The 12,244-nt window shown below is 61.4% G+C and carries 12 protein-coding genes; all 12 read left to right on the top strand.

What is annotated here, in order from left to right:
• Positions 1–44 precede the first annotated feature (44 nt).
• The 12 genes from DCO57_RS03090 to DCO57_RS03040 all read left to right on the top strand — a co-directional run bounded on the left by DCO57_RS03090 (position 45) and on the right by DCO57_RS03040 (position 12,244).
• A complete protein-coding gene (locus DCO57_RS03090; RefSeq protein WP_116697408.1) occupies positions 45–368 on the top strand; it encodes a multidrug efflux SMR transporter in 324 nt (107 codons plus the stop codon).
• 659 nt (positions 369–1,027) lie between these two features.
• Positions 1,028–2,227, top strand: coding sequence for a DUF1611 domain-containing protein (locus tag DCO57_RS03085; RefSeq protein ID WP_116697407.1), 1,200 nt, complete (start codon positions 1,028–1,030; stop codon positions 2,225–2,227).
• Complete coding sequence (locus DCO57_RS03080; RefSeq protein ID WP_116697406.1) at positions 2,224–3,363, top strand: alanine/ornithine racemase family PLP-dependent enzyme; 1,140 nt, start codon at positions 2,224–2,226, stop codon at positions 3,361–3,363. Before DCO57_RS03085 ends, DCO57_RS03080 begins: the two co-directional genes overlap by 4 nt.
• Positions 3,354–3,620 carry a DUF1488 family protein gene (locus tag DCO57_RS03075; protein WP_116697405.1) on the top strand — a complete coding sequence of 89 codons (267 nt, stop codon included), beginning with the start codon at positions 3,354–3,356 and terminating at the stop codon, positions 3,618–3,620. Before DCO57_RS03080 ends, DCO57_RS03075 begins: the two co-directional genes overlap by 10 nt.
• A 124-nt stretch (positions 3,621–3,744) precedes the next feature.
• Complete coding sequence (locus DCO57_RS23460) at positions 3,745–3,891, top strand: hypothetical protein (RefSeq protein ID WP_165814622.1); 147 nt, start codon at positions 3,745–3,747, stop codon at positions 3,889–3,891.
• Between the two features lie 496 nt (positions 3,892–4,387).
• Entirely contained in the window at positions 4,388–6,043 is a 1,656-nt protein-coding gene (ccoN, locus tag DCO57_RS03070) for a cytochrome-c oxidase, cbb3-type subunit I (protein ID WP_116697404.1), read from the top strand.
• 13 nt (positions 6,044–6,056) lie between these two features.
• Positions 6,057–6,791: a cytochrome-c oxidase, cbb3-type subunit II gene (ccoO, locus tag DCO57_RS03065; protein WP_116697403.1), complete on the top strand. Its 735-nt coding sequence runs from the start codon at positions 6,057–6,059 to the stop codon at positions 6,789–6,791.
• A gap of 4 nt (positions 6,792–6,795) precedes the next feature.
• Positions 6,796–6,951, top strand: coding sequence for a cbb3-type cytochrome c oxidase subunit 3 (locus DCO57_RS03060; RefSeq protein ID WP_116697402.1), 156 nt, complete (start codon positions 6,796–6,798; stop codon positions 6,949–6,951).
• Positions 6,952–6,954: 3 nt separating this feature from the next.
• The gene (gene ccoP, locus DCO57_RS03055) at positions 6,955–7,833 is read left to right on the top strand and encodes a cytochrome-c oxidase, cbb3-type subunit III (protein WP_116697401.1); all 879 of its coding nucleotides are present in this window, start codon (positions 6,955–6,957) and stop codon (positions 7,831–7,833) included.
• A gap of 242 nt (positions 7,834–8,075) precedes the next feature.
• On the top strand, positions 8,076–9,464 hold the full coding sequence (gene ccoG / locus DCO57_RS03050; RefSeq protein WP_116697704.1) for a cytochrome c oxidase accessory protein CcoG: 1,389 nt from the start codon (positions 8,076–8,078) through the stop codon (positions 9,462–9,464).
• A 10-nt stretch (positions 9,465–9,474) separates the two neighbouring features.
• A complete protein-coding gene (locus DCO57_RS03045) occupies positions 9,475–9,987 on the top strand; it encodes a FixH family protein (RefSeq protein WP_116697400.1) in 513 nt (170 codons plus the stop codon).
• Between the two features lie 10 nt (positions 9,988–9,997).
• A complete protein-coding gene (locus DCO57_RS03040; RefSeq protein ID WP_116697399.1) occupies positions 9,998–12,244 on the top strand; it encodes a heavy metal translocating P-type ATPase in 2,247 nt (748 codons plus the stop codon).

Here is a 12,244-nt window from a genome sequence, read left to right as displayed (position 1 = left end):
GAGAACCATTCCGGGACGGCCCGGTCCTGGATTTAGGACTGGGTATGGCTTGGATTTATCTCGTTTCCGCAGGTTTCCTGGAAATCGTTTGGGCGTTCTTCATGAAGAAGTCCGCCGGGTTCACATTGCTTGTGCCCGGCGCGATTACCATCGTCACGATGATCGCCAGCTTCACTCTGCTTTCGCTGGCCATGCGGACGCTTCCCTTGGGCACTGCCTACACCGTATGGACCGGCATCGGAGCAGTCGGAGCATTCGCTGTGGGAATTGTTGTTCTGGGAGAAAGCGTGACCTTGATGCGCCTGCTGGCGGCGGCGCTGATCCTGGTCGGCATCATTCTCATGAAGTTTTCGGGTCCGAACGGCTGAAATCCTCGCTTTCCGTCGCCGCAGTCCCTTTGGTGGCTTTTCTCGATCCACTGCATTTTCACGGCTTTTCTGTCTGACCGGGACAGGGAAGGCGTGTGCGGGATTTCCGCATGTATGCGGTACTGGGCGACCGCTGTCCCTGCTCAAGACCGCCCCTGCTGGAGGCGGCAACGGAGTGAGTCGCGGCATGTCCGGACGCAGATGATCTGGCCCGCCGCGGAGGGGCATGCAAGGTGGAGATCTTCGGGATGGACGGATGTTTCAACCGGCGTGTTTGCACGGCGAGGTGGAGCGCCTTTCGAAGGCAACCTGTCTGCAGACCTGACGGCTTTTACAATTGGCGTTGTACATTCCCCGCAATATGGCGCATGATGGCGTCGTTGCCGGATCGTTCTGGGCGCATGGACCCTTTCCGATAATATCCCGGACCGCTGAGCCGGTGGCCTGCGTCCTCCCTATGATCCGTTTGATCAAACACATCCCCTGCATACGAACTCGCGCGGAGCATGAATCCAGCGCGAAGCGGTCGTTGTCGGGCGAATACAAGCTAGAAACTTAATCGATTTCTTCCTCTGCGCGCCCGGGTTTCCGGGTGCGGAGGCGGCCGTCGTCGCGTGCCTTTGCGGCCATGTGTCGGCGTTTACTCCCAAGGAGCCATTATGACCGTAATTCCTTTCGCGAATACAGTGAAAGCCAGACCTGTCCTGCATTTGTCATTTGCAAGGAAGGGGCTGGAGCCACCTGTCGCACCGGTTTCAAAACCGGCTGAAACCGCGATTGCGACGGCGCTGGTCTATTGCGAAGGCAATTTCGGCAAGATCGACGGCAAGACGGCCAACGGGCTCGTGCGCCACTCCGAAAAATATGAAATCACCTCGATCATCGACAGCACGCAAGCGGGCCGCGATGCCGGTGAGCTGCTGGACGGGAAGGCAAACGAAATTCCCGTCTTCGCCAGTCTCGACCAGGCGCTGGCCGGTTCGTCCCGCAAGCCCGACTATTTCATCTATGGCATGGCGCCGGCGACAGGAATGTTGTCGCCAAAGGAGCGCAAGATCGTTCTTGCCGCCCTGGGACACGGCATGAATGTGGTCAACGGCCTGCATGAATTTCTCGGGGACGACCCGGAGTTCGTGGCGGCCGGAGCTGCCGGCAACGCCATGATCATCGATGTCAGAAAACCGCGCCCCAAGAACGACCTGAGACTGTTCAGCGGCGCCATTCACGACGTCACCTGTCCGCGGATCGCTGTTCTGGGAACCGACTGCGCCATCGGCAAGCGCACGACCGCAAGCATCCTGACAAGGGCGCTGATCGCGCGCGGCGTGCGTGCGGTCATGGTGTCCACCGGCCAGACCGGTCTGATGCAGGGCGGGCGCTATGGCGTCGCGCTGGATGCCGTGCCTTCGCAGTTCTGTTGCGGCGAACTGGAAGCGACGATTGTCGATGCCTGGAAAGGCGACGATCCAGACGTGATCATTGTCGAAGGTCAGGGGGCGCTGAGCCATCCCGCCTTCTGTACGTCGGCCTTCATCCTGAGGGGCAGCGCTCCGCAGGGTGTCATTCTCCAGCACGCGCCCCATCGCGAGAACCGTTGCGACTTCGAGCACATGAAGATGCCCGAGCCGAAATCCGAAATCGACCTGATCGAGGCCTTCTCCGACACCAGGGTCATTGGCCTGACGATCAATCATGAGAACATGAACGACGCCGAGATCGGCGCGGCCATCTCCGCTTATGAGGCCGATCTGAAAATTCCCGTCACCGATGCGCTGGCGCGCCCGGACGACCGTCTGGTGGACATGGTCTTTTCGTCCTTTCCGGAACTTGAAAGGAAGCACACCGCTTCGATCCAATGAGTGCACCGCGCCTGGAAGTCGATCTGGAGAAGATCCGCCACAATGCCTCCGCCCTGGTCTCGCAGCTGCGCGGCCACGGTATTTCCGTCACCGGCGTCACCAAGGCCTGTCTCGGCGAACCGCGCTTCGCTAATGCGTTGCTTGGGGCGGGAGTGAGGGGCCTCGGCGACTCACGTATCGAAAATATCGAGGCAATGCGCCGGGCGGGCATCACGGCGCCCATGACCCTTATTCGCTCGCCCATGCCAAGCCAGGCCGGTCGCGTGGTTGCCCATGCAGACATCAGTTTCAACACGGAACTTGACGTCATCAGCGCCCTGTCGACAGCCGCCCAAAGGGCGGGCAGGCGTCATGGCGTGGTGCTGATGGTGGAGATGGGCGACCTGCGCGAGGGCATCATGCCCGGAGACCTCCAGGAAACCGTGCGGGCGGCGCTGCGGTTTCCGAATATCGACCTTAAGGGCATCGGCACCAATCTGGCGTGCCAGAGCGGCGTATCTCCGGATGCCGGGAACATGTCCGACCTGTCGCGCCTGGCAGATTTGCTGGATGAAGCCTTTGGCCTTGTCACGAGGCTTGTGTCGGGCGGCAATTCCAGCAATCTGAAGTGGGCGCTCTCTTCAGAAAAGGCCGGCCGCGTCAACAATCTCCGCCTGGGCGAGTCGATCCTCCTGGGACTGGACCCCCTCGATCGCCAGCCGATTGAAGGTCTCTATACCAACGCGATCTCCCTTGTTGCGGAGGTCATCGAGGCCAAGACCAAACCGTCCCGGCCCTGGGGAACCATCGGGCAGGCGGCCTTCGGCACCATGCCGGTCTCCGGGAAGGACGGCGGCAGCGACTTCCGTACGATACTGGCGCTGGGCCGGCAGGACATCGACCCTCTCGGCCTGACCGCCGCACCCGGCATCGAGGTTCTGGGGGCAAGCAGCGACCACCTGATGGTGGATACCGGAAGGTCCTATGTGACTGCAGGGTCCGAAATGACCTTCCAGCTCAATTACAGCGCGCTGTTACGCGCCATGACATCGCCGTTCGTCACCAAGACCTACAGCTTGCCCGCCGGGCAGGGGGCTTTCGAAACCCGAATGGTGCCCGGCCCGCGGTCATCGGAGGAACTGCATCAATGGCATTGAACTTTCCGAACCAGAGCAGAAGCTTCGACCCGGGGCGGCAATCCATACGGTTTACGGGATACGACGGTGTCTTCGAGATCTCGGTCTTCGTGCAGGTCGACCTCCTCAGGAGGGTGACCGACAAGCCGATGTCCGACGAAACGCTTTGTCTGGCTGCCTTTGATGGCATGCGCAAAAAGGTCGAGGGACATGTCAGCAAGGCCTATTCCCGGCGCCGCGGTGCCACGCTCATTCTGACGGCCGACGACATCAAATAGGCGCGCGGCACGCCAGGGAAAACCGGACAGTCGCAAGAGTGTCCATTGCATCCGTTTCGGAAAGGCAGGAGCCGGCCTGACCGCAGGACTTCGACAGATACGGCTCACACCACAGGAGACAACCATGGCGAAATCACAGAAACGCAGCAATCGCGAGATCAGGAAACCGAAGAAGGCAGCCAAAGCGGTCGAACCGGCGGCGTCGTCGTCGTCGTCATCATTCCTGAACAAGGGCATTTCCGCGTTTGCCGGCGGCAGCAAGAAGAAGTGACACCAGCGTAGCGGCGTCCCGTAAAAGCGCCGTTGCCTCCGAAAGGCATCCGAGACCGGGACCCCGGTCCCGCGAATGCCGGCGTTTCCTGCCTCGACCCCTAAGGCGGGCAGGGCATGCCGTTGGAAATTTGCAAATTCAGCCGGCGAATCGTGCCCGAACGCGCCACGGCGCGGGAACGAAGGCGCTGGTGTTCTACCCGCCAGTTGCCCATGATACTCAGGTCTTCGCAAAACCTCCGGCGCGGCTTTAGGACGATGGTCAGGCAATGGGCTTCGATCTTCCCCCTTGCCACCGGCCGGCACCCCCGCCAGGCCGCATTTCAGCTCCGCCTGCGACACAATGCACCGGCAATGCGGCAATCTGCACAAGCGCAATCCCGACCACGGCTTACTAAAGGGTCTTGATATGAATCAACGCGGCTCCGTACGAGTCGTGCGACAGGTCGTGCCATCGTTGGCACCTTGTAACGATATGAAAGACTGGGGCGCTAAAAATGGCACAAAACAAGGCCAAAATGGTCTCGCTCGAGGAAGGCGGATTCGCGATCTTCCTCGTGCTGCTTGCATTTGCCTGCCTTATTGTGGCGGGCAAAACCTTTGATCAGGTGATGGCATTTCATGCAGGTATCGGCGCGCTGGTCGCCGCTGTCGGCGTGTTTTGGATCTTCAAGACCTATTTCGACGATGGCGGGGAACCGATCCCGCAGGAAATCGACGGAAAACCGAACTACAATCTGGGCCCGGTGAAATTCGGCTCGGCGGCGGCGATGTTCTGGGGACTTGCCGGCTTCAGTGTCGGTCTTCTGATCGCCCTGCAGCTCGCATTTCCCGCGCTCAACTTCGACCTGCCGTGGACCAATTTCGGTCGTATGCGTCCTCTGCATACATCCGCCGTGATCTTCGCCTTCGGCGGCAACGTTCTGCTGGCGACATCCATGTATGTGGTTCAGCGCACCAGCCGGGCCCGCATGCCCGGCAAGATCCTGCCCTGGTTCGTGATTATCGGTTACAACGTCTTCATCGTGATCGCCGGTACCGGCTATCTGCTCGGCGCTACGCAGAGCAAGGAATATGCCGAGCCGGAATGGTACGCCGACCTTTGGCTGACCATCGTCTGGGTGTGCTACCTGCTCCTGTTCCTCGGCACCCTGTGGAAGCGCAAGGAGCCGCATATCTATGTGGCCAACTGGTTCTATCTGGCGTTCATCGTCACCATTGCCATGCTGCATATCACCAACAACCTGACGATCCCCGTGTCGATCTATTCGACCAAGTCCTACATCGTCTGGTCCGGTGTGCAGGATGCCATGGTCCAGTGGTGGTACGGCCACAACGCGGTGGGCTTCTTCCTGACCGCCGGCTTCCTGGCCATCATGTATTATTTCATCCCCAAGCGCGCCGAACGGCCGGTCTATTCCTACCGTCTGTCCATCGTGCACTTCTGGGCGCTGATCTTCATCTACATCTGGGCCGGTCCGCACCACCTGCATTACACCGCTCTGCCGCAATGGGCCTCGACGCTCGGCACGACCTTCTCGATCATCCTGTGGATGCCCTCATGGGGCGGCATGATCAACGGCCTGATGACGCTCTCGGGCGCCTGGGACAAGCTCAGGACCGATCCGGTGCTGCGCATGATGGTGGTTTCCGTCGCCTTCTACGGCATGTCGACCTTCGAGGGGCCGCTGATGAGCCTGCGCTCCGTCAACTCCCTGTCGCATTACACCGACTGGACCATCGGCCACGTGCATTCCGGTGCGCTCGGCTGGGTGGGCTACATCTCCTTCGGTGCGCTCTACTGCCTCATTCCGTGGCTGTGGAACAAGAAGAGCCTCTATTCGCTGAAACTGGTGAACTGGCACTTCTGGCTGTCGACCCTCGGGATCGTTCTCTACATCACCGCCATGTGGGTGTCCGGGATCATGCAGGGCCTGATGTGGCGCGCATACGATCAGCTCGGTTTCCTGGAATACTCCTTCGTGGAAACAGTCGAGGCGATGCATCCCTTCTACATAATCCGGGCCCTGGGTGGCGCGCTCTTCCTGCTGGGCGCAATAATCATGGCCTATAATCTCTGGATGACCGTCCGTCATGGCGAGGCTGAAGAAGCCGAAGCCACGCCGGTCGGCTCCCTGGCTCCGGCCGAATGAGGGAGGGACGATAATGTCAGCTTGGAAAAAACACGAAGTCTTTGAAAAGAACTCCTTCGTCCTCCTGATCGGCATCCTGATCGTGGTCGCCATCGGCGGCCTGGTCGAGATCGCACCGCTCTTCTATCTGAAGAGCACGATCGAGAAGGTCGAGGGCATGCGGCCCTATACGCCGCTGGAGCTTGCCGGGCGCAACATCTTCATCCGCGAGGGCTGCTACACCTGCCACTCGCAGATGATCCGGACGATGCGCGACGAACTGGAGCGTTACGGCCATTACTCCCTGGCGGCCGAAAGCATGTACGACCACCCCTTTCAGTGGGGGTCGAAACGCACCGGACCGGACCTTGCCCGCGTCGGCGGAAAATATTCCGACGACTGGCATGTGGAGCATCTGACCGATCCGCGGTCCCTGGTTCCGGCGTCCATCATGCCCGGCTATCCGTTCCTGGCGGAAAACCGGCTGAATATCCGCGACATCGAGGCGGATCTGTCCGTGAACGCGTTCCTGGGCACGCCCTATACGCAGGAGCAGATCGAAAACGCGATGGCGGATGTCCGGGGTCAGGCGATGCCTGACACCGACGCGGCCTACGAGTTCGAGGAACGCTGGCCGACGGCAAAGATCCGCGCATTCGATGGCGATCCGAAGGACGTCACGGAGATGGATGCTCTTGTCGCCTATCTCCAGGTGCTGGGCACCATGGTCGACTTCTCGATCTATGACGACAAGGCAAACGCGAGGTAAGGCAATGAACGAGACATATACCGCTGTTGCGGCCTTCGCGCAGACTTGGGGCCTCATCTATTTCATGATCCTGTTTGGCGTGGTTCTGGCCTACGCCCTGTGGCCGAAGAACCGCGAGAAATTCGACGAGGCCGCAAAAATCCCGTTTCGGGAGGACTGATCCATGGCAGACATGCACAAGAATGAAATCGACCGGATCTCCGGCGTCGAGACGACGGGCCACGAGTGGGACGGCCTGAAGGAACTGAACAATCCGCTGCCCAGATGGTGGCTGTACATGTTCTATGCCTGCATCGTGTGGGCGGTGGTCTACTGGGTGCTCTTCCCGACCTGGCCGATGATCTCCGGCTATACCAAGGGGGTGCTGGGATCCGACCAGCGGACGGAGGCGATCGCCGCCTTCGACGAAGGCGTCGCCGGCCGTTCCGTGTTCGCCGACAAGATCATCGCGGCGTCTCTGGAAGACATTTCCCGGGATCAGGAGCTGCTGCAGTTCGCGCTGGCCAACGGACAGGCCGCATTCGGCGACAACTGCGCTCCCTGCCACGGGTCCGGCGGGACGGGAGCCGAGGGCTATCCGAACCTGCAGGACGATACCTGGCTGTGGGGCGGGACTCTGGACGATATCCACACCACGCTGCTTTACGGCATCCGCTCTGAAAATGACGAGGCCCGTATCGGCGAGATGCCGGCCTTCGGCCGCGATGAGCTGCTGAGCCGCGACGAGGTTACCCAGGTCGCCAATTTCGTCGCTTCCAGGGCCGGTCTGGAAACCGAGGACGGCGTCGATCTGGCCGCGGGGCAGACGCTTTACGTGGACAATTGCGCCGCCTGCCATGGCGATAACCTGGAAGGCATTCAGGAAATGGGCGCCCCCAGCCTGATGTCGGCCAACTACCTCTATGGCAAGTCCCTGGACGACATCAAGGCGCAGGTCCATTCGCCGCGCAACGGCGTGATGCCGGCCTGGGTCGACAGGCTGGATCCGGCGACGATCAAGTCGCTCACGGTCTATGTCCACTCCTTCGGGGGCGGTCAATAAGCCGCGGCCCTGCGGCAAGGCGCGCAATGGGCGCATGAGTTGATCCGGCGCAAAGTCAGTCCGCTTGCGCCGGATTAGTGTTTGAGATGCGAGAGGGCTCGGAGCCCTGCTTGCATTCGTCAGATCCTGATGGGGCGGGATCATCATCGACAGAAGGACGGACGGGTATGTCTACGGACACCGAAACCCAAGAGGGCGGGCAATCGGACGAGTGGTTCGCGTCAGCCAAGAAAATCTATCCCATGGCGACCCACGGCCTGTTCCGCAGGATCAAGTGGACGCTGCTCTTCATCACGCTCGGAATCTACTATTTCCTGCCGTTCATCCGCTATGACCGGGGACCGGACGCGCCTGACCAGGCCGTCCTTGTCGACCTGGTCCACAAGCGGGCCTACTTCTTCTTCATCGAGATCTGGCCGCAGGAGGTCTATTATCTCACCGGCCTGCTGATCCTGGCGGCCGTGGCGCTGTTCCTGATGAACGCCGTCGCAGGCCGGATCTGGTGCGGTTATCTGTGTCCGCAGACGGTCTGGACCGACCTGTTCCTCTGGGTCGAACGCAAGATCGAGGGCGACCGTCGGGACCGGATCATTCTGGACAAGGAGCCCTGGACCTTCGGTAAGCTCGCCAAGCGGGCGACAAAGCACTTCTTCTGGCTGATGATCGCCTGGTGGACGGGCGGCGCCTGGGTTCTCTATTTCAGCGATGCTCCGACGCTTGTCTGGCAACTGCTCACCTTTCAGGCGCCGCTTGTCGCCTATACCTGGATCGCGATCCTGACGGCCACCACCTATCTGCTTGCCGGCTTCATGCGCGAACAGGTCTGTATCTACATGTGCCCCTGGCCGCGTATTCAGGCGGCTCTGACGGACGAAAAGGCCCTCAATGTCACCTATCGCTGGGACCGGGGCGAACCGCGCGGCTCTCTCAAGCAGAACAACAAGCTGATCGAGCAGGGCCTTCCCGCAGGGGATTGCATCGACTGTTACCAGTGCTTTCAGGTCTGTCCGACCGGAGTGGATATCCGCAACGGCCTGCAGCTCGACTGCATCCAGTGCGGTCTGTGCATCGATGCCTGCGACAACGTGATGACCAAGGTCGGCAAGCCCACCGGCCTGATCGCATACGACACCGATGAAAACATTCAGCGCAGGATCGAGGGCAAGGAATCGATCTATGAAATTGTGCGGGCCAGGACGGTGATCTATGCGGCGATCATTGCCCTTGTCGGCGCGATCATGCTGTTTGCACTGATCAACCGGGACTTCGCCGACATCAGCGTCCTGCATGACCGGAACCCGGTTTTTGTGGAGCAGTCCGACGGCACGGTCCGCAACGGCTACACGGTGCGTCTTGCCAACAAGCGCCGTCATCCGCGCGATTTCGTACTGAACGTCGAAGGCATGCCCGCCAACACCAGGGTGGAAGCCGTCGGTGTGGAGAACACCTTCGCCGGACGGCCGGTCATCGAGGTCGGGCCGGATACCACCCGTGAGGTCCGTATTCTGGTAACATCGCCACCCTGGGAAAAAATGCCAAGTTCGACACCTGTGACCTTCCGCATCACCGACAGTGTGATGGGCGAGGTGGTGACCGCGAAAGACAATTTCAAAGCACCGGACAAGCCTTGAGGAGGATTATATGGCAATGGTTCAATCCGGCATGAAGGATCCAAAGGCGATTACCGGAAGGACGGTGCTTGTCTGGCTCCTGTCTTTCTTCGGTGTGGTCTTCGCCGCGAACGCTGCGTTCATCTATCTTGCGCTCGGATCCTACCCGGGTGTGGTCGAGGAGCGCCCCTACGAGGCAGGCCAGACCTATAACGAGGAACTGGCGGCCGCCAGGATGCAGGCGGATCTGGACTGGCAGGTGTCGGGCGAAGTCATCCAGGACGCCGAAGGAACCGGCCGTCTGGTCGTGACGGCGGCCGATGCGGACGGCAATCCGCTCTACGGCGTCGAGGTTCGTGCCCTTCTGCGGCGTCCGGTCATGGCAACGGGAGATATCGAATCCTTCCTGAAAGCGGATGGCGGCGGACGCTACACGGCCGACCTGGAAAAGGTTCCGCCGGGAAACTGGACGCTGGTCCTTGAAATCGAACAGGACGGTGTGCGGAAATTCAAATCCGAGAACCGTATTTTCCTCAAGGAGTAAGGCAATCGACGTGACGGTTCATCAGCGCGATTGGCAGGCTTTCGTAACGCCCGGCAAGGACGGTGCCGTACACATGGATCTTGCTGTCGACGGCATCACCTGTGCCGCCTGCATGGGAGACATCGAGCGTGGCCTGAAGCGCCTGCCGGGCATCCGCACGGCGCGCGTCAACCTGACCAGCCAGCGTCTTGCGGTGGACTGGGTGGAAGACCAGACCGGAGCCGACGAGATCGTCGCAGAGCTGACCCGGCTCGGCTACAAGGCCCATCCTTTCGATCCGGCGAGCCAGAAGGACCGTCAGGACCGGACGGGCAAGGAACTTTTGCGCAGCCTCGCGGTCGCGGGCTTCGCCGGCATGAACATCATGCTTCTGTCCGTCTCCGTCTGGTCGGGCAACGCAACCGGTATCGAACCGGAGACCCGCGATTTTTTCCACTGGCTGTCGGCCCTGATTGCCCTGCCGACGGTGGCCTATGCCGGGCGGCCTTTCTTCAGGAGCGCCTTCCGCGCCCTGGCCTCCGGACGTCTGAACATGGACGTGCCGATCATGATCGGTGTGGTCCTGGCGGTGGCGCTGTCCGTGGTGCAGACGGTTCAGCACCAGCATCATGCCTATTTTGAATCCGCCGTCATGCTGCTGTTCTTCCTGCTCGTCGGTCGATATCTCGATCACAACATGCGCGGACGGACCCGGTCCTTCGCCGAAAACATCGCCGCTCTCAAGGCGGAAGTCGCAGCGCGGATCCTGCCTGATGGCAGCGTGCGTGAAGTCCCGCTCTCCAAGGTTTCTGCGGGGGATCTCGTTCTGGTGTCTGCCGGGGAACGGGTTCCCGTCGATGGCGTGGTGGAAACGGGCATGTCCGAGATCGACCAGAGCCTCGTGACTGGCGAAAGCATTCTGGTGGCGGTGGACCGCGGGCAGCGTGTCTATGCGGGAACTTTGAACGGCTCCGGTTCACTTCAGGTGCGTGTCGAGGCGGCGTCCGGAGCAACGCTGCTGGATGAGGTGAACCGACTTCTGGAAGCCGCTTCCCAGGCGAAATCGAAATATGTCCGCATTGCCGACCGGGCCGCCCGGCTTTACGCGCCGCTGGTCCATGGTGCGGCCGGACTGACCTTCCTGGGATGGTTACTTGCGGGCATGGAATGGCAGCCGGCTCTGGTGATCGCCATCTCGGTGCTGATCATTACCTGTCCCTGCGCGCTCGGTCTTGCCGTTCCCGCCGTTCAGGTGGTGGCGTCGGGCCAGCTCTTCCGCCGTGGGGTACTGCTGAATACCGGTGACGCCATCGAGCGCATGGCCGATATCGACACCATCCTTTTTGACAAGACCGGCACGCTCACTCTTGCGGATCCCGAGCTTTGCAGTCCGTTCGACTTGCAGGATCCTGTCGTCCGTCTGGCCGGACGCCTGGCGCTGGCCAGCCGCCACCCGCTGTCCACGGCCCTGGTGAGGGCCACGGGAGCCATCACGCCCTTGCCCGAGGTGAAGGAAGTTCCCGGTGCCGGTCTGGAGACGATGGTGGAAGGCGCTACCCTGCGTCTCGGCAGCCCGCAGTTCTGCGGTGCGTCGGCTGAGCAGATCGAGGACGCCCTGAGGGAGGTGCCCGGCGCATCGCTGCTGGCGATCCGGTTCGGCGACGGACCGGTGCAGCTGCTGCCGTTCCGCCAGAGCCTGCGGCCGGATGCCCGCGCGGTCATCGACCGCCTGAAAGCCGAAGGCTACGCGCTCGAGATCGTCTCCGGAGACACGGAACCTTCCGTGGCCGGTTGCGCGGAGGCGCTCGGCATTGCGCACTGGCAGGCCGGCATGAAACCGGCGCAGAAGATTGTCCGTCTCGAGGATCTGCAGCAGTCCGGACACAAGGTGCTGATGGTGGGGGACGGCCTGAACGATGCACCGGCGCTCGCTGGCGCGCATGTCTCCCTGTCCCCGGTCTCCGCGGTCCATCTCAGCCAGGCGGCGGCAGATGCGGTTTTTCTTGGCGATCGGCTGCAACCCGTGGCCGATGCGTTGCGTCTGTCGAAAAGAGCCCGCGCAGCCATCGAGCAGAACCTCTGGATCTCCGGGCTCTACAATGTGATCGCGGTGCCGGTGGCTGTCGCCGGTTTCGTCACGCCGCTGATGGCGGCCGTTGCCATGTCGGCGTCCTCGTTGATCGTGACCGCCAACGCCCTCAAGCTTCGCTGGGGGGAGGGGCGTCCCGAAACCGGAGCCGGGCCCGCACACCTCCCGGCGGAAAAGGCGGAAGGGTAA

The sequence above is a fragment of the Labrenzia sp. 011 genome (assembly GCF_003075075.1).
GTDB lineage: Bacteria > Pseudomonadota > Alphaproteobacteria > Rhizobiales > Stappiaceae > Roseibium.
The sequence above is the reverse complement of the archived record's forward strand: the minus strand, read 5'-3'. Positions and strand labels throughout refer to the sequence as shown.

Excerpts from the sequence above, each read along its gene's own strand:
- DCO57_RS23460 (WP_165814622.1), top strand. The coding sequence starts at position 3,745 with ATGGCGAAATCACAGAAACGCAGCAATCGCGAGATCAGGAAACCGAAG.
- ccoO (WP_116697403.1), top strand. The coding sequence starts at position 6,057 with ATGTCAGCTTGGAAAAAACACGAAGTCTTTGAAAAGAACTCCTTCGTC.
- DCO57_RS03075 (WP_116697405.1), top strand. The coding sequence starts at position 3,354 with ATGGCATTGAACTTTCCGAACCAGAGCAGAAGCTTCGACCCGGGGCGG.
- DCO57_RS03060 (WP_116697402.1), top strand. The coding sequence starts at position 6,796 with ATGAACGAGACATATACCGCTGTTGCGGCCTTCGCGCAGACTTGGGGC.
- DCO57_RS03045 (WP_116697400.1), top strand. The coding sequence starts at position 9,475 with ATGGCAATGGTTCAATCCGGCATGAAGGATCCAAAGGCGATTACCGGA.
- ccoN (WP_116697404.1), top strand. The coding sequence starts at position 4,388 with ATGGCACAAAACAAGGCCAAAATGGTCTCGCTCGAGGAAGGCGGATTC.
- DCO57_RS03090 (WP_116697408.1), top strand. The coding sequence starts at position 45 with ATGGCTTGGATTTATCTCGTTTCCGCAGGTTTCCTGGAAATCGTTTGG.
- ccoP (WP_116697401.1), top strand. The coding sequence starts at position 6,955 with ATGGCAGACATGCACAAGAATGAAATCGACCGGATCTCCGGCGTCGAG.
- ccoG (WP_116697704.1), top strand. The coding sequence starts at position 8,076 with ATGGCGACCCACGGCCTGTTCCGCAGGATCAAGTGGACGCTGCTCTTC.
- DCO57_RS03080 (WP_116697406.1), top strand. The coding sequence starts at position 2,224 with ATGAGTGCACCGCGCCTGGAAGTCGATCTGGAGAAGATCCGCCACAAT.
- DCO57_RS03085 (WP_116697407.1), top strand. The coding sequence starts at position 1,028 with ATGACCGTAATTCCTTTCGCGAATACAGTGAAAGCCAGACCTGTCCTG.